This window comes from Paenibacillus sp. EZ-K15 (genome assembly GCF_002573715.1).
Lineage (GTDB): Bacteria > Bacillota > Bacilli > Paenibacillales > Paenibacillaceae > Paenibacillus_AQ.
On the sequence record NZ_PDHM01000020.1, the window covers coordinates 40,760 to 59,285 of the forward strand.

Here is an 18,526-nt window from a genome sequence, read left to right on the forward strand (position 1 = left end):
GGTTGATGTCTCCTTTATTCGTCTATTGGTGTTAATCCTGCTTCAATTTCAGCACGCTTGGCCTCCAGGAACGGCGGCAGATCCAGCTGCCTGCCCAGCTCTTCCACGGTGGAATCTGCTGTAAAGCCGGGTCCATCCGTCGCCATTTCGAATAAGATGCCGTTCGTTTCACGGAAATACAAACTTTTGAAATAAAATCGGTCAATGATTCCGGTTGATTGAAAGCCATGTTGGGATACCGCCTCGTTCCAATAAGCCAATTCCTCCTCGTCATTGACGCGGATCGCCAGATGGTGCACACTGCCGCGTCCCGGTCTTTCGTTGGGTCCATCCTGCTCTTTTACCACGATTTCGCCGAGTGCTTGCCCTTCGACGGACTGATATATCGCTTCGTGCTCCGAACGGAAAACCTCGACATACCCGAGTACTTTCGTGAGCGTGGCTGCCATTTTATCTAGATGGCGTACGGTAATCTCTACCGTTCCCATCCCCAGGATGCGGTGCGCCTGATCCACGGGCGACCCCTCCCACGCTGCCCAGTCTGCCGGCACTTCTGCACCGTTATGGTTAATCAGAATGAGGCGCAGCCCTTCCGGATCTTCAAACGGCAATGCCTCTCTGCCTGCATACATGGTGATATCACTGTGCGTAACTCTAAGTTGTTCAAAGCGCTTTTTCCAATACTTCAGACTATCGAATGACGGAACAAGCAGCCCGATTTGTGTAATGGCGTTGGTTCCGCGCACGGTTCTCCCTGCAGCCGGCATTTCGAAAAAGGATAATTCCGTACCGGCGCTTCCCGTTAAATCCCCATAAAACAAATGGTACATGGAAGGATTGTCCTGATTGACCGTCTTCTTCACTCTGCGCAAGCCCAATTTCTTTTGATAAAACTCATGATTTAATGGAGCATTCTTCGTAAGCATGGATATATGATGATGCCCTGGTATATGATTCATAGCATCTCCACCTCTTTCAGTTTACTAATTAAGTGATGATTAAAAAAATAAGCCGTTTTATGACATCTGTGCTTGTGATTGATATATAAAGGCTCTTCGCTAGCTTGTTGCAATAATCAATGATTTACGATTACGGCTATGCTATTGTTTGTTTCATCTATCATCTGAGGTTATATTTGAAAGCCTCCTACGTCGGGTAACGGTTACCGCTTCTGTTAGCTACTTCCCGGAGCTGGGGCGGTACAGATACAAACAATCGAATGCGAACCAAGAAGATACCGTGTTCATCATCATATCGTCCCATCCCTCCTTGAAGTTTATAATGCATTACCTCGATATCAATTTATCAGTTAATTGATAAACTGTCAAGATAGAGAATCTTGATTTAAAGATTTTATATTGCCATTTGATTTCCTCCTTACCCACAGGTAAGAAACCGACAATGGCTGCCTCGCCAAACTTGCCAAGACAGCCCCATCGTATAGAACACTTGCATGATTTAAAACCGATCCGCGTTTTCTCCCCAAACTCCTCGTTCTTTTCTTCCCTTGCAGCTTGATTTAACTCTCGGCCGGAGCGGCCTGTTCCTTCGCCGGAATCTTGGCGGCAGGTTTGCGAATCGTAGACGCCGCATCGGCGTCCCGAATCCATATCGCCGCTCCTGTACCGATGAGCAGGAAGCCTGCAGCCCCCAGCAATGCCGCGCGGTATGCCATCAGATTCGGCTCCATCTCCCCTGCCGCGTTCACGGTCCCCGTACCAACGGCAGCCAATATGCCCGATAGAATGGCCAGTCCTATGGCAGGACCAAGCCTGTTCTGAACCGTAAACCAAGTCGAAGCGCGCCCCATTGAAGCAGGCGGGATGGTGGCGAAGGCCGCGATCTGAACGGATCCAACGGTCTGCCCGAGGAAAATGCCCACGCCAAACAGCAGGGACCGTATGAACCACGGATTGGTACTTGCGTCCACCATGCTGAGCATAATAAAGATCAGCGCGGTTGCCCCAAATCCCATCATGATCACCCGTCTTGGACCGAGCCTTGGATACGTCCAGGGTACGAGCTGCGAGGCAACCATAAGTCCGATGGCTTCGGGAAACGTAGTCAGCCCCGTATCCAGCGCGGAAACATGCAGGGCGTTCTGATACATCAAAGGGAATACGTACAGCATTCCCAGCAACCCCGCAGAAGCACACATCGCGATGAAACCCGTCGTTCGAAACAAGCGATTGCCTAACAGCCGCAGATCCAGCAGCGGTTTCTGTGCGCTCAGCTCTACCTTGACCAGTGCAGCGAGTAGGAGCATGCCTGCCAAGCCGGCGCTCCATATCTGCGGGGTGTTCCACCCAAGCAGCGGTCCCTGGCTCAGGGCGTACATCACCAGTGCAAGACCCGGCGCGGACAGAAGCAGACCTGGCACGTCCAGTTTGCCGGCATCCGGCTCTCGATGTTCCTTCAGCCAGAACAGACCGAACACTAGCGCAGGAATACCAATCGGCAAACTCACATAGAAGATCCACCGCCATGTCAAATACTCAACCAGCAGACCGCTCACAATCGGACCGACTGCAGGCGCAATCGCAATGGGCAGGATGAGAGCCCGGGAGATTTTCGCGCGCTCCTGCGGCGGGAACATGCGGAACAACATCGCCATGCCGACCGGGGTCAGCAAGCCGCCGCCAATGCCTTGGATCACGCGAAACAGCGTCAGCGCAGCTAAACTGTCGGCAAAGCTGCATAGTGCCGACGCTCCCGTGAAAATGGCCAGTGCCAGCAGAAACGTTCGCTTGGTCCCCCATTTGTCGCCTAACCAGCCCGCCATCGGCAGAACGATGGCGAGGCTGACCAGGTAACCGACATTCAGAATACCAGAGGCCGCAGGCGGCACTTCAAGCTCCCGGCTGATCGTCTGAAGTGCCACGTTCAGCACGGTTGCGTCCATGGCAACCACAAACATCGCGGCCACATAGACGATGCATATTACCCTTTTCGGATTCAGCCAATCGCTCATGGCCTGTGTTCCGGTAATGACCCGGCAATGTCATACAAGCTCCGCGGTCGTAAATCGACCCAGTTCTGGTTGATATAGGCGACGCATTCCTCCCGTGTGCTAAGTCCCAGAACCTGATGCCAGCCGGCCGGAATAGCCGCGAAAGCCGGCCAGAGCGAATATTGACCCTCATGGTTCATCAGTACAAGAAACTTGCCGTCGGCTTGCTCAAATGGATTGGTCATAGATCAGTTCCCTCCTATCCGATGTGGTCTGCCCTTGGGGTGCAGCTGCCCCCAGCTTGCTTAGAATACACTTGCCGATATAGTCCAGAGGACCCGGCTGGCATAAATCCTTATGTCGGCATTCGATATCATGCCGTTCGATTCGCCCTCCAACATAAGGGCTCCACATCTCCGGTTCGATGGGCTCAAACCAATCGGGGATGATGGTTGAGTGGAAGAATAGTATATCCCCCTCAAACTTCTTCGGAACGAACGCCTTCAACAGCTGAACCGAGTTCTCATAAGTCGCCTTCAGATTCATCATCGTTTCTTCCTCAAGGGACGCCAGCGCACTGCTCTCATTACGCAGCAATTCTAGCGCCGTCGCAATGGTTAGCGGCGTGTCTCCAAGCCCCTCTTCAATGCTCTCCCTGTCAAAGCCGCCAAGCGCCAGCAGCGCGGTCAAAGCCTCGTCTTCGTCTGGATTTTCCTTAATCGGCAAATAGTGGCTTGGATATGCATCCAGTATGGCGAGCAATTCAATGTCTTCACCCGCTTCCTGCAGCTGTACCGCAATCGACTGAGCGACATTGCCGCCCAAGGACCATCCAAGCAGCCGATATGGCCCCGTTGGCTGAAGAGAACGGATATGGCCGATGTAGTCGGCCGTCATCTCTTCCAGCGTTCCCGGCAGCTCCTCCGCTTGGGCAATTCCCCTCGCCTGCAAGCCATAAATCGGATAGTCCATGCCGAGGTGCTTCATTAAACCGGCGTAGCACCAGCTTAATCCTCCTGCCGGGTGCACGCAGAACAGCGGGATTTGATCTCCATGCGACCGAAGCGGGAGCACGACCTGGAGCGCGCTGTTTCCGCCGCCCATCTCAAGCTTGTCGATAAGCCCTGCTACCGTAGGTGCTTCGAATAAAGCTGCTATGCTTAATTCTTTGCCGAGCGCTTCGCGAACCCGGCTGATGAGCCGGACCGCCAACAAAGAGTGACCGCCGAGCTCGAAGAAGCTGTCATCAATGCCGACCCGCTTGGCGCCGAGTATTTCGGCAAACAGCTCGCATAACACTTCCTCCTGCGGAGTTCGTGGATTGCGTCCATCCGCATCCGGCGACATGTCGGGAGCCGGCAGCGTTTTGCGGTCAAGCTTTCCGTTAGGCGTAAGCGGTAGCTTGTCCATAAAGACGAAAGCCCACGGAACCATGTAATCAGGAAGCATCGAAGCGGCATAATGGCGCAGCTCTGCACCTGAAGACAGCTCGCCGCCGGGCTTGCTCACGACATAAGCCGCAATCCGCCGATCTCCTGGCTGATCCTCACGCACAATGACAGCCGCCTGCGCGAGTGCCTCATGGCGTATGAGGACCGATTCGATTTCACCAAGCTCGATCCGGAAACCCCGTATTTTCACCTGATGATCGGACCGTCCCAAATAATCCAGCGTGCCGTCAGCCAGCCGCTTCGCCAAATCGCCGGTTCGGTACATTCTTGTCCCAGGCGGACCATACGGATCTGCCACAAACCGGTCGGCCGTCAGGTCGGGTCGTCTCCAATACCCCCGCGCAAGTCCTGCGCCGGCGACATACATCTCTCCGGTTACGCCATACGGAACGGGCCGAAGCTTGGCATCCAGGACATATACTCTGAGATCTGGTATGGCTTCTCCGATCATGCTGCCGGCTCCCGGCAGCGCAAGGTTCCGGTTCAATTCCATATAGCTGACATGCACGGTTGTCTCCGTAATGCCGTACATGTTGATCAGACGCGGGGCATCGTCGGCATGACGCTCATACCAATCCGCAAGCCGTCCGAGCTCCAAGGCTTCACCGCCGAACACAACGTACCTGAGCGACAGTTTCTGCCCCATCTCCGTCTGCTCTCGATCCGCCTGAATCAACGGATAGAACGCCGAAGGCGTCTGATTCAGCACCGTCACGCCTTCCCGGACCAGCAAGCTCAACATGTCGTCCGGCGATCTGCTGATCGTATGCGGAACAACGACGAGTCGGCCACCGTACAAGAGCGGTCCCCATAATTCCCATACCGAGAAATCAAAGGCATACGAGTGGAATAATGTCCATACATCGGTCTCATCAAATTGAAACCAATTCGCGGTAGAATCAAACAACCGGATGACATTCTGGTGCGGTACAAGCACACCCTTCGGTTTGCCGGTAGACCCAGAGGTATAAATGATATAAGCAGCATTCTGCGGCGTAAGCGGCCTGTGACGCTCATGGTCGCTTGGATTTTCTTTAGAATAACGCTGCAACCGTAAAGCTTGCTCGGACTCATCGATCACAAGGCATCTGATGTTTGCCGATCCCGGCAGCCGATCCAGCACATGAGCACTCGTAATGAGACATACCGGACAAGCGTTCTCCATCATGTAAGCCAGTCGATCCTCCGGGTACTCCGGATCCAGCGGCAGGTAAGCGGCCCCCGCCTTAAGTACAGCCAATATGCCGATGACCATGTCCATCGAACGCGGTAAGGCAAGCGCTACGATCTGACCCGTACCGACGCCTGTTGTTATCAACCAGTGAGCAAGCCGATTGGCACGCTCGTTCAGCTCCTCATAACTCAGAGACAATCCATCATGGACAATCGCGACCGATTGAGGCGAGCGGCTGACCTGCTCCTCAAACTGCTGGGGCAAGGTTGCCTGCTTAGTGACAGGCAGCGGAGCGCTCCACTGTCGACGGATTTCCTCACGCTCATGAACGGTTAATATATCAAGTTGACTGATGGTTTTACTTGGTTCAATGGCAGCACTCTCCAACACGCGCACATATCGCTCCGCCATCGCTTCTGCCGTTCTGCGCTCGAACAAATCTGTACTGAATTCGATTAAACCATCCACTCCGTCAGGTTCGCCGTTCATATCCCGCCGCTCTGTCAGCTCGAAGGTTAAGTCAAACTTCGCCGTACCTACGCTTTGCAGCTGCAGCTTCGAGCTGACTCCCGGCAGCTCAAGCGAAGTTTCCGGCGTATTTTGCAGCACGAGCATCACTTGGAAGAGCGGATGTCTCGCCCGGGAACGCGGCGGGTTCAATGTCTCGACAAGCCGCTCGAACGGCACATCCTGATGCTCGAAGGCGGCCAGGCTCCTCTCCCGCACCCGTTGCAGCAGCTCGTCAAATGGTGGGTCATCCGACGTGTCGACACGAAACACAAGCGTATTGATGAAGAAACCAATCAATTGATCCAGACTGTCGTCGTTCCGGCCCGAAACCGGACTGCCGATCGGAATGTCCGTACCTGCACCCAGATTCGTAAACATCGCCGCCATCGCAGACTGAAACACCATAAATAAAGTCGCTCGATTGCTCTGCGCAAGCGTATTCAACTGCCGATGCAGTTCACGCGAAATCGGAAACGACACGCTTCCGCCCTGATAGCTGGCGACAGCTGACCTCGGATAATCGGTGGGCAGCTCCAATTGCTCCGGTAAATCGCAAAGCGCCTCGGTCCAATAGTCCAGCTGGCGGGCGATCAAACTGCTCTTATCGCCTGAGCTGCCAAGAAGCTTCTCCTGCCAAACGGCATAATCTGCATATTGGACCGGTAACGGAGACCATTCCGGCTCACTCCCCAGGCGCCGTGCCGTATAGGCATCCGATAGATCTCGTGTCAGGGGGGTAAGCGACCAGCCGTCTCCCGCTATATGATGCAGCAGTAACAGCAGAACAAACTTTTCATTACCCAGCTTGAACAACTCTACCCGCAGCGGGGTTACGGTGGCAAGCTCGAATGGGTGCCTAACAGCTTCGGCCAATCGATCAGGCAGCTCCGACTCGCTGATTTCGGTCACCATCAGTTCCGGTCGTGCCTCCTCGGCATCCAGGATGCGTTGATAAGAAGTCCCATCTTGATCCGGGTAAACCGTGCGCAGCGATTCATGACGAGCCGCCACATCCCCCAGCGCCATTTGCAATGCGTCCAGATCAAGCTCACCTGACAAGCGGGCCACAAGCGGAATATTATAAGTCGGGCTCGGACCCTCCAGGCGATATAAAAACCATAACCGCTGCTGGGCAAAAGATAACGGCGGATGCTCGGTCCTCATCGCGGGACGTACTACCTGTCTGGCCGCTTGCGCATAATCAAGCCGCTTGACGAGACTCGCGACCGTCGCTGCTTCAAATAGACTTCCTATGCTAAGCTCCACGCCGAAGGCCTCCCTGACACGTACCATCACCCTGCCGGCAAGCAGAGAATGGCCGCCGAGGGCGAAGAAATCATCATCAATGGTAACCCGCGGAAAGCCGAGCACCTCGGCAAAAATGGTGCAGAGCATTTCCTCCTGCGGTGTCCGCGGCATACGGCCGACCATCAACGGATGATCCGGCGCAGGCAGCGCCTTGCGATCCACCTTCTTGTTCGGCGTTAACGGCAGCGCGTCGAGTTCCACGATAACAGACGGCACCATGTACTCGGCCAGTTTCTCTGCGGCATAATCCCGTAATTCTGCCATATTGATGAGGTTTGAAGCAGATGGAGACGGTACGATATAAGCAACGAGGCGTCGATCACCGGCCCGATCCTCACGGATGATGACACAGGCCTGCTCCACCTGGTGATGAGCCACAAGCACGGACTCAATCTCTCCCGTCTCGATACGGAAGCCGCGCAGCTTGATCTGATGATCGGCACGCCCCAAATAATCAATCCAACCATTCTCCAGCCAGCGGGCCAGGTCGCCTGTTCGGTACATCCGGGATCCGGGCGGACCAAAGGGATCCGCTACAAATCGTTCCGCCGTCAAATCGGGTCTTCCCAGATACCCCCGGCCAAGCCCCAAGCCTGCAATGTACAGCTCGCCCGTTACTCCTGGCGGAACCGGGGACAGTGACGAATCAAGCACATATAGCCTCGTATTCCAGACGGGCCCCCCAATGGATGGCTTGTCCCGTTCATGATCGAGCTTCGCCGCCGTCGAATAAATCGTTGTCTCCGTCGGTCCATATTGATTATTCACTTCACAGTTTAGATCTTGCAGCGCAAGCTTAAGACCGACCGGCAGCGCCTCGCCCCCGGTAATGACTTTCAGACGCTCAAACTTTTCTGGACGGCAAGCGACAATGGACTGCCATAACGTCGGGGTCGCCTGCATGATGGTCGCCCCCGTTTCCCGAATTCTATCTATGAGCGCCTCTGCATCGAGAATGGTATCCCGCATCACGATGTCGAGCGTCGAACCGGAGATCAACGGCAGCAGCACCTCCATGACCGAGATGTCGAATGACATCGTCGTAACCGACAGCCAGCGATCCCGCTCCCCAATCTCCAATCGCTCGCGCATATCCGACAGCAGATTGGCAAGCCCTTCGAACGTGAGCAGGACGCCCTTAGGTCGTCCCGTTGATCCGGAAGTATAGATAACGTAGGACGGGTGAAGCGGCAGCAGCGGACGTATGCGATCAGCATCGACAGGATTATGAAACGCCTGCTGCTCCAATCGCTGGTGGGTAGCCGGCGCATCCAGCACGATCACGTCCTTGTCTTTTATGACAGCTGCGAAATTTCCAGCCAGCTCCTGTGTTGTTATCAAACACGCCGGCTTCGCATCTGCAAGCATATAGGCGATCCGTTCGTCCGGATAATCCGGATCTAACGGCAAGTAAGCCGCTCCAGCCTTATGCACGGCCAGGATCCCAACGATCATGTCCGCCGAACGGGGCAGGGAAAGGGCAACGATTCGTTCAGGACCTACTTCACGGGCAATAAGTAAGCTGGCCAAGCGGTTCGCTCGCCTGTTTAACTCATCGTAACGAAGGGTTAGCCCTTCGCATACCACCGCCTCCGCCTGAGGGGTACGTGTCACCTGCTCCTCGAATAATTCCGGTATGCTTAACTGCGGTAAGGGACGAGCCGTAACATTCCATTGCAAAAGCACCTTGTCGCGTTCTTCCGGCAAAATGAAGGCCACGCTTCCTACAGAATGGGCCGGCTCCGCTTCGGCCAGGCTGTCCAGCAAATACAAATAGCGATGTAAATGGGACCCTAACTCCTCCAGGTTATAGATCAATGGATTGGCATCCATATCGACTCTTAGCCCGTTCCCATCCGAACTTCCATACACGTTCAAGGTCAGATCATCCACCGGACCGGAAGCCAGGTTACGGACGCTGCCGCCGAAACCTCCAAAGTTCAATTCCGTTGTAAAGGGCATCACATTGACGAGCGGTCCAAATAACCTACGGTTATCGGCGAGCAGCTTGAGATCGCGCCGGATGTCCTGATGCCTGTAGCGCTGATGCCGCTTGATCTCGCGAACCTCCCGTGCGACCTGCTGCAGCAGGTTGATCAGACTCATATCGGGCCTTATGTGCACCCGGAGCGGCAGCACATTCATGACCATGCCTGGAATACGGATGGAGGCCGAACCTAGGCGGCACATCACCGGCAGTCCAAGCACAACATCCTCAGCGCCTGTGATACGGTGTATATATAGAGCCGTTGCACCCGCAATTACATCCGGCCAGCTTGTCCCTGATGCTTGTGCGACCTCCTGTAAGCGATGGATCGAAGATTCGGGAAGCTGCACCGAACGGCGCAGGAAGCTCCGTGCCGAACGCTGTGCCTGACCGCCTAAGCTGACGACCTCCGGCTCATCGGCAAAGCGCCGCTGCCAGAATACACGATCCGTCTCGAGCTGCTGCGACATGCGGTATGACGCATCTTCTTCCAGGATCGTACGGAACCTGCCGAACGCTCCTATGCCGGAAGATACTCTGCCCGCCAATTCCGTGTAGACTTGGGAAACTTTTTGCAGCAGAAGCGATACGCCGAACCCATCGATTACGATATGATGAATGCGTTGGTACCAATAGTAGCGATCAGCAGCGATCTTGAACAGCGCCTCCGTAAATAGCGGCCCTCGGCTCAGATCGACTGCTTGGGCAAGATCATGTTCCATCCAGCTTTGGGCAGCATGATGAGGATTCTCCTCCCCGCTGACATCCAGCACATGAAGGGGCCAGTCCGGAGATGGATCGATCGACTGCCAAGGACCGTCCGTATCTTCGCCGAAGCGAACATGCAATGCTTCCGCCTCCACGACCACCTGCCGTAAAGCCCTCTCGAACAGAACCGGGTCTATAGGTCCTCGTATTTCAATGCATTCCGCCGTGTTGAATATCGGATTGACCGGATCAAGCTGCTGGGCGTACCAAATCCCCAGCTGCGCTCCGGACAGAGACCAGCGCTCCTTCTCCCGCTCAAGCATATCCATCCCTCCTTACACCGTATAATAATCATAATTAGGCCGCCACAAGCTCAGCTTATCCGACAACAATTCCCACCAGCCCGCCAGTGTCGGCTGCTCGGCCAATTCCACAAAGCTGATATCGATGCCTTCACGCCGCATACGCTCGGCCAAACTCATGATCCGAATGGAATCCAGCCCCCAGTACTCAATCAGATGGTCATCTTCGCCAATATTAGACGACTGCTCCTGCAGCAAATCTGCTACGTTCTCTCGCAACGTTTGCAGTGTCAGCAGCGGTAGTGCGTCCGTAGAACTCTCCGAATCCCCCTCTCCGCTTGGAGCTACAGAATGCTCCGAGACCGTATGCTGCCCTTGAGTTAACGAAGCAACCAAACGTTCCGTGGTCAGCGTAACAGCGCAGCGTTCGGCAGCATAAGTCAGTGCCAGACGATGCTTCTCTTCCGAGAAATCGGCAAGGGCATCCGCAATGAAGAAAGGCTGTATGTCTTTCATAAAAGCTTCGGTTGCGGTCAGCAAACAACCGATATGAGCGTAAATCCCGCAGATCATCAGCTGGTCGCGGCCTTGCTCGCGCATCATTTCATGCAAATTGGTTTTCTGGAAGGCGCTGTATCTCCATTTGGTTAACAGCAGATCCCGTTCCGTCGGCGCCACCGCATCCACGAACCTTTTCTGGTAAGGACCGTCGTTGATGCCGGACCCCCAGAAATCCTGCAGCAGACCACGCTGCTCCGGTGCTTGTCCGCCAGGTTGTGCCGAATAGATCACGGGAATGCCAAGCTCAGCACAACAGGAGCGAAGGTTCTGAATATGGGCGATCAGCTCCACGACAGGCGATTGATCCGGAGTGAACGCGTCGATGAAATATTGCTGCATATCGTGGATGAGCAGCACGGCACGGCTGGGATCTGCCATCCATGCCACCTTATTCTTGGGCAGATCCGCCTCCCCAGGCATGGGATAAGGTAAAATCTTAGGAAGTGCCATCATATCTCCTCATTTCTAAATTAATTTGATATATTCACCCGAGCGCCATGATTCTGTATCGCTAGTTCGCGCAGACTCTTTTTGCTTACTTTACCGACACCCGTGTGCGGGAAGGAATCCATAAACTCCACCCGATCCGGGATTTTGTATGCAGCGAGCCCCCTATTTCTGAGAAAAGTCCTCAGCTCATTGCCGCTAACCGCAGCATCATGCACGATAACGAAGGCACAGGTCCGCTCGCCCAGATACTCGTCCGGCATGGCGACCACGGCTGCATCGTGCACGCTCGGATGGGCAAGCAAATGATTCTCGACCTCCTCGGCCGCGATTTTGTCGCCCCCGCGGTTAATCTGATCCTTGGAACGGCCTTCGATCACCAGGTATCCTGAGGGCGTCATGCTCGCCAGATCACCCGTTCGATAGAAACCGTCTGTGGTAAAAGCCTTTTCGTTAAACTTGTCCGCTTTATAGTAGCCGCGAATCGTGTAAGGTCCCCGTGTCAGCAATTCCCCCACTTCACCGGGAGCTACCTCCACGTCATCCTCATCAACCAGCCGCACTTCGTCATACAGGGACATCGGACGCCCCTGCGTATTCACCGTTATCTCTTCCGGATCATCCAGTCTGGTATAGTTCACCAAGCCTTCCGCCATACCGTACACTTGCTGCAGCGTGCATCCCAGCACAGTTCTTACCCGCTTGGCTGCCTCTGCGCTGAACTTGGCCCCGCCCACCTGCAGCACCTGCAGGTGAGACAGGTCATGCGAGCGGGATTGTGCCGCCTCAAGCCAGATTAAGGCAAGAGGCGGGACGACCGCCGTTATTGTTACGGCCTCGGAGGCGATCAGCGGAAACGCCACCTCCGGACTCGCGGACCGGGCAAGGACGACTCTCCCTCCCGCATACAGCGTCCCCAGTACGCCCGGCGAGCTAAGCGGGAAGTTATGGGCAGCGGGAAGTACCGCCAAATAAACGCTATCCTTATCCAGCGAGCAGATTTCGGCGCTCATGCGCAAGCTGTAAATATAGTCGTCATGCGTGCGCGGAATGAGCTTCGGCAGTCCGGTCGTCCCGCCGGACAGCTGCAGGAACGCAACATCGCCGGGATCGGGGCCTTCCTCGTCTAATTCGCTTGAAGGACTGCCCGAATCATCGAGATACAGGTCATCCAGGGATAGAAATGAACCCGAGCCCGGGTCGCCTGCAACGATGACATTTCGCAGCGAAGGAACCGATGCCTGAACTTGAGCTGCCAAGTCCCGGTAATCATATCCCGAATCCTGATCCGGAATAATATAAGCGGCAGCTTCGCTGAATCCGCATAGATATACGATTTCGCTCCGCCGGTGGACGGGCAGGGCGAAGACAGGAATTGCCCCGATGCGGAACAGCGCAAATATCGTATCGAAAAATGGCGCGATATTCGGCAGCTGAACGATAACCCGTTCCTGCGCTTTAATTCCGAGCTTAAGAAATCCCGCTGCTAGGCGGTCCACCCGGCTGTCCAGCTCGGCATAACTTGTACGCTGATCGCCGCACACGATCGCAGTCCGCTCCCCATGCGCTGCCGCACGCTTCCGCAGCAGCGCTCCAAACGTTTCGCCCTGCCAGCATCCTTCCTCCCGATAACGGGTTGCAAACTCCTCCGGCCAAGCCTTACAACCTGCCAATTCCAACATCCTCATTCCTCCTCCAAAAGCGTTGTCTGTTGTTCATTCAAGCCCATGGCTGCAAGGATCGTCCGGAATTTGGCTGACGTCTCGGCCAGCTCGGCTTCCGCATTGGAGCCTGATACGATTCCGGCTCCCGCAAACACCCGCAATAAGGTTCCTTCCGTTTCCGCGCAGCGAATCGTTACGGCCCACTCGCCGTCTCCTTTAGCATCCGACCAACCAACGGTCCCCGAATAGAAGCCGCGATCAAATGGCTCGATCGCTCGTATGACATCCCTGGCCGCATCGGTCGGCGTACCGCAGATCGCCGGTGTCGGGTGCATCGCCAGAGCAAGATCCAACGATGTTACGGAATCATCCTTCAGGACGCCGTTGATTTCGGTAGACAGATGCCACATGGCATTCGTGTGGATGAGGGAAGGCTCGGCGGGAATCTCCAGCTTGCTGCAAAAAGGCTGCAAGGCCGACGCCACAGCATCAATCACGATGGCATGCTCATATCGGTCCTTGGCGGATGACAGCAGCGCTGCCGCCCGCCGCTTATCTTCAATGGGATTGGCACTCCGCGCGGCAGAACCTGCCAAAGGATTCCCCTTGATCCGAAGCCCCTTCTTCGTTACGAGCAGCTCTGGACTTGCGCCAAACAGAGTCCTTGTGGATGCGACGGCATCCGGACTGGAAGCGTGGGATAACTCGGGTGCCAACGGAACGGCAAACGTATAGCCATGGGAGTGATGATAGGCTAAGTGATTCAATATATGAGGAATGGACAAGGCATGAGGAAGCGTGATATCCAGTGTTCGAGATAGCACCGCTTTATGGAGTTTCTTTTGACGAATCAGATCCAGCAACCGGTTCACGCCTTCCTTGAACGTCGCCGGTTCGGGAACGGACAGCACGTTGTAACTGGAAATCCGGGACCTTTCCGGGGCTTCACCTGAAGAGAATAAAAGGGAATCATACCACTGAGCCGTAAGCGGAATAAACAGGTTCGCCGGTTTCAATATGTCAAAAGGGATGGCGCCTACAACAACGGCATCCGACCGTCCCCCTTGCTTGGCGAGGTCAAGCAGTTCCCAGGCGCGTTCCGGCAGTGAACTATGATCGTTCCCTGAAGGAATTGAAAGTCTTGAATACTCTCCATGCGTTAACAACGTCTTGCGCGGAGATGAGAAGAAGAAGGACGAACCGACCCGGTATTGTTCAATAAGTTGCGCAGCCTCGGCTGCGGTTGGAGCATCATACTGTAACATTTCAGTCTCCTCTCTGCTTATGAGCCTACCATTTATCGAATTTGTAAAAAGAATAAAACACGGGAATCCTCAGCAGCCCAACGTCGCACCGCCATCCACGCATACATCCTGCATAGTCATGTGCCGGGCCCGATCGGATACGAGAAAAATGACGGCATCCGCAATATCGGAAGGGAGCGCGATTCGACCAAGCGGTATGCCGACACGGTAAGAGTCCAGCGCCCCCTCAATGATGGGCCCTGCGCCTTGATCATCCTTCCAGAGCAAACGCTGCATACCGGTATCCGTAGAACCGGGGGAAACCACATTACAGCGGATGTGATGACGGGCATATTCCAGCCCCAAACACTTCGTGAACATCGTAGACGCTGCCTTGGAAGCAGCATAAGCCGACATCTGGGCCCGTGGAACTCTGGATGCATTCGAACTCACTGTCACGATAGCCCCGGATTTACGGCTCGCCATCCGTCTTACGACGGAGCGTGACGTGTAGAATACGCCGTTGGTGTTGACGTTGAAATGCGCCTGCCAATCCTCGTCGCCAAGCGACTCAACCCCTCCGATTCGCAGCACTCCGGCAACGTTAACGAGAATCTCGATCGGACCGAGTTCCTCTTCAATCCGCTCGATCATCGCTTCAACCTCGGCACTGCAGCTGACATCCGTCTTGTAAGCCGCAGCCTGTACACCTGAGCCGCATAGATCGGCCGTAAGGCTGATCAGCTCGGCCTCCTTCTGATCGCAAGCCGCGACGACAGCTCCTTCCCGGGCGAGGGCTCTTGCCACCGCTTCGCCTATCCCTTGGGCGGCACCGGTCACGAGGGCTACTTTCCCGTTAATACCTGTAATCTCCAAGGCGATCACCTCCTTAGTCGTGAGGATAAAGTGCATGCCGTAATGCTCTGCTGATGAGGACAGGCAGCACGGAAAGATGCCCCTCGTCCTCAAACTCTTTGAATTCGGCTGAGATGCCATACATAGACACAGCAGCCAGACGCTCGGCGAGTTGGGATGCGCTGATGCAATTGCCGGTGACATGGGACCTCTCGCGCTCTCCTGCACCAAGCAGCAGCCGAACATGGCAAGGCTCTTCCTTGATACGTTCGACAAAGCACTGCTCCAGCTCATGTAAATATTCCTGATTCCAGTGAATAGATGGGCTGCCCGCGATATAACACGAGAATGCCTGCGGTTTGCTGAACATGGCATAGAGCGTGAACAGCCCGCCAAGGGAATGACCGAAGATCGTCTGACGACGGCGGTCGATGTTAAATTCGCTCTCGATCTGCGGTTTCAGTTCCTCCTCGATGAATTGCAGGAATTCAGCCGCTCCCCCCTGTTCCGGGACGGAGGTGCTATCCCACTTGTTCTTGAAGTTCGTATTGGGGTAGGGCGTGTAATCATAGAATCGGTCCGGGGCATACTGCCCCTCCGTCTCGTAACCGATACCGACTATGACCGCCGGCAATATCCCTGTTTTATCCGGCCTGTGGCACTGCAGGCGCAGCGTTTCGACCATCGTATGAAATACGCTGTTGCCGTCTAACAGATAGATGACCGGATATCCTGACGGCGGAGCCTGCCCCGTCGGCTGTGCGGCAATGATTCGGTAGCGGCGCTGTCCTGCCCTCGAGCGCATCACCCAATGCTCCGCATGGGGCAGCTCCACGCTGCGCCGCATCATATCAACGGAAGGCGTATGATTGCTCATGTCGTGCCTCCCTATTGACCCGTAATGGAGCGAACGACATCATCCACGATTTTCTCGTAGGCGATCAGGCCGCTTCCCAGCCAGTATTCGTTATTCGCTTCATAGACCTGCCCGTTCTTGACGGCCGGCATGCCCTTCCAAATCGGGCTTTCCGTGATTTCCTTCAAACGCTCGGTTCCCTGATCATAGGCGTTAATGACAAAAATATAGTCCGCATCCAGCTGCGGTAGTATCTCCAGCGAGATGTTAGCTGCATTCTCGTTCTCGACCAGCTTGGACTTGCCCAGTCCCAGGTCTTGATGGAGCACAAAGCCGCAGAGATAATTTCCGCCCATCAAACTGACGCCTCTAGGTGCAAAACGAATGATGGCAACGTTCTTGTCCCCCACCACGGAACTCAGCTTAGCCTTCGCTTCGCTTGCTTTTTGCTCGTAATCCTTCAGAGCGGTCTCGGCCTCCGTTGCTTTCCCAAGCAGATCCCCCAAGGTGGTCAGCGATTTCTCAACATTGCCGGAAGCATTTTTGAACACGTATGTTGGCGCGATTTTGGCATATTTCTCATATGTACCGTCCGCGGCATAGGTTTCGGTATGGAGCACGATGAGATCCGGTTCATAGGACATCAGGGCTTCCGGTGAAGGTAAGCCTCCTGAAAAATCAATCAGGGGGACGCCGTCCAGCTCCTTCTGCAAGTAGGTATGTCCCATCTTGCCGTTGGCCCATTGTGCAACAGGCTTCACGCCGAGCTTCAGCAAAGAATCCTCCATGTTCGGTGCGAACACGTTTTTCACGTCAGCCGGAATCTTCACTTCATGCCCAAGCTCATCCGTTACCGTTCGCTCCTCCTTCGTCGATGTCCCCTCACTGTTCGTCCCTGTTTCCTCCGTCGATTCTTGACCGTCCTCAACGGTGCCGGTCGTCTCGACTGCTATGTTCTTCGCTGCCTGCTGATCGCCGCCCGCTGCTTCGGAATCCACCTTGTCCCCACAGCCTGACAACAAGCCTATGACGATAACACAGCACGCAAGTGCTGATATTTTAATCCTCCAACTTCTTACTCCACGGTTAAAACGTTCTGCCACAATATATCTCCTCCTGTGATAATGATTCTCAATTAAGTCGAGTATATATTACGTAGCAAACGATTCACCATGGCTTTTATCCAGAACTCCGTTTGGACTATCTCCTGTAAACAGCAGCAATGCCTCGTCCAGCATTCTCGTCACGGCAAGAGCGGAATATTCGAACCACGGATCGGACGAGATCATATAGACGCTACCGCGAGCGACAGCTCGGAGTGTCTGCCATATCGCAGAATGCTGAAGTGCAAGCCAATAGCGGCGTGATGTGGCTTCAGGGCATACCGCGATCAGGATCCGGTCCGGATTGATCCGTTGCAAATCATCCAGCGTGATCTGTTGATTACGCATGGTATCCAGACCGCAAGCTTCCTTGAGCTGTAAATCCTGATATAGCACTTCCTTAAGTCCCCGGTTACCGTATGCATAGAGGCTCTGTCCATATATTCGCAGCGCAACGACACTCTCGCTTCCCACTACTTGCCGCATTCGTGAGCGCGCGTACTGCACTCTTCGTTCATACTGTTCTATCCAGGATTGTGCCTGCTCTTCTTTATTCAAAAACGTTGCGATACTCTCCAGCTGCTTCCTCCACCCTGCATGGGATGGAACAATCAAGGTAGGGGCAATATGCTCCAGCTTGGTGACTTCCTCTGGACCGAGATGGTCCATGCCGATAATAACGTCAGGTTTGGCGCGGAACAGCTGCTCGATATTCTCCTCGAAACGGCTGTCCGGATAAGGGGACGTTAGCTTCAAGCGCGATTTGATCTCCGAGTGATAGGCATTGTAGTAATACGGGGTCCACTTGGCGTCAAGAGGCGCAGCGGCAGGGACGACATTCAATGCCACCAGCTGTCCGATGATAGAGGAAGAGCAGGCCGCAATAAGCTGCCTTGAATTTCGGGCATATTCGGATGGCGACATGCCCACCTTCTTTTTAAAGATGCGGCTGAAGTAAAACTCATCCTTATAGCCAACTCGCTGTGCAATGTCCCGAAGCCGATCGTCCGATTCGGCCAAATAACGCTTGGCATGATTCATACGAACATGGGTCAGGTAATCGATCGTGGTTTGGCCGAATGTCTTTTTAAATAAATCCACAAAATACTTAGGACAAATATTAGCCATCCTGGCCAATTGGCCAATGGATAACGCCTCTTTATAATGGCAATCGATAAACTCCTTAATTTCAACCAGACTGGTTCTCCCGCTACGATCCGAATCCGATAGGCTATCTATTTTCAGCTCTTCTTCCGTACGCATGAGTTGCCTCCTTTTTCCGATAAAACGAGATGCAGGCTATGCAGGCATGTTTATCAGCCTTAATAATTGATAATGATTATCATTTTCATTGATAAAAATAGCATGCCATTAGCAACGTGTCAATCCAAATTTGGAAGGAAATT

The 18,526-nt window shown here is 54.4% G+C and carries 11 protein-coding genes; all 11 read right to left on the reverse strand.

The window, feature by feature from the left end:
* Positions 1-14: 14 nt before the first annotated feature.
* Positions 15-959, reverse strand: a complete 945-nt coding sequence (locus tag CRG97_RS23205) for a ring-cleaving dioxygenase (protein WP_098747927.1) — start codon at positions 957-959, stop codon at positions 15-17.
* Between the two features lie 560 nt (positions 960-1,519).
* On the reverse strand, positions 1,520-2,971 hold the full coding sequence (locus tag CRG97_RS23210) for an MDR family MFS transporter (protein WP_098747930.1): 1,452 nt from the start codon (positions 2,969-2,971) through the stop codon (positions 1,520-1,522).
* Positions 2,968-3,195, reverse strand: coding sequence for an MbtH family protein (locus CRG97_RS23215; RefSeq protein ID WP_098747932.1), 228 nt, complete (start codon positions 3,193-3,195; stop codon positions 2,968-2,970). The genes CRG97_RS23210 and CRG97_RS23215 overlap by 4 nt, the downstream gene beginning before the upstream one ends.
* Entirely contained in the window at positions 3,179-10,411 is a 7,233-nt protein-coding gene (locus CRG97_RS23220; RefSeq protein WP_098747935.1) for an amino acid adenylation domain-containing protein, read from the reverse strand. Before CRG97_RS23220 ends, CRG97_RS23215 begins: the two co-directional genes overlap by 17 nt.
* Positions 10,412-10,423: 12 nt before the next feature.
* Positions 10,424-11,401: an isochorismatase family protein gene (locus tag CRG97_RS23225; protein WP_098747938.1), complete on the reverse strand. Its 978-nt coding sequence runs from the start codon at positions 11,399-11,401 to the stop codon at positions 10,424-10,426.
* A 20-nt stretch (positions 11,402-11,421) separates the two neighbouring features.
* Entirely contained in the window at positions 11,422-13,086 is a 1,665-nt protein-coding gene (locus CRG97_RS23230) for a (2,3-dihydroxybenzoyl)adenylate synthase (RefSeq protein ID WP_098747941.1), read from the reverse strand.
* Positions 13,083-14,327 carry an isochorismate synthase DhbC gene (dhbC, locus tag CRG97_RS23235; RefSeq protein WP_098747943.1) on the reverse strand — a complete coding sequence of 415 codons (1,245 nt, stop codon included), beginning with the start codon at positions 14,325-14,327 and terminating at the stop codon, positions 13,083-13,085. Before dhbC ends, CRG97_RS23230 begins: the two co-directional genes overlap by 4 nt.
* Before the next feature lie 69 nt (positions 14,328-14,396).
* The gene (locus CRG97_RS23240) at positions 14,397-15,182 is read right to left on the reverse strand and encodes a 2,3-dihydro-2,3-dihydroxybenzoate dehydrogenase (RefSeq protein WP_098747945.1); all 786 of its coding nucleotides are present in this window, start codon (positions 15,180-15,182) and stop codon (positions 14,397-14,399) included.
* Between the two features lie 13 nt (positions 15,183-15,195).
* Positions 15,196-16,038, reverse strand: coding sequence for an alpha/beta hydrolase (locus tag CRG97_RS23245; protein ID WP_098747948.1), 843 nt, complete (start codon positions 16,036-16,038; stop codon positions 15,196-15,198).
* A gap of 11 nt (positions 16,039-16,049) precedes the next feature.
* Positions 16,050-17,120 (reverse strand): ABC transporter substrate-binding protein, encoded by a 1,071-nt coding sequence (locus tag CRG97_RS23250; protein ID WP_098747951.1) that lies wholly within the window; start codon positions 17,118-17,120, stop codon positions 16,050-16,052.
* Between the two features lie 48 nt (positions 17,121-17,168).
* Positions 17,169-18,383: a helix-turn-helix domain-containing protein gene (locus tag CRG97_RS23255; RefSeq protein WP_098747954.1), complete on the reverse strand. Its 1,215-nt coding sequence runs from the start codon at positions 18,381-18,383 to the stop codon at positions 17,169-17,171.
* Positions 18,384-18,526: the final 143 nt, after the last annotated feature.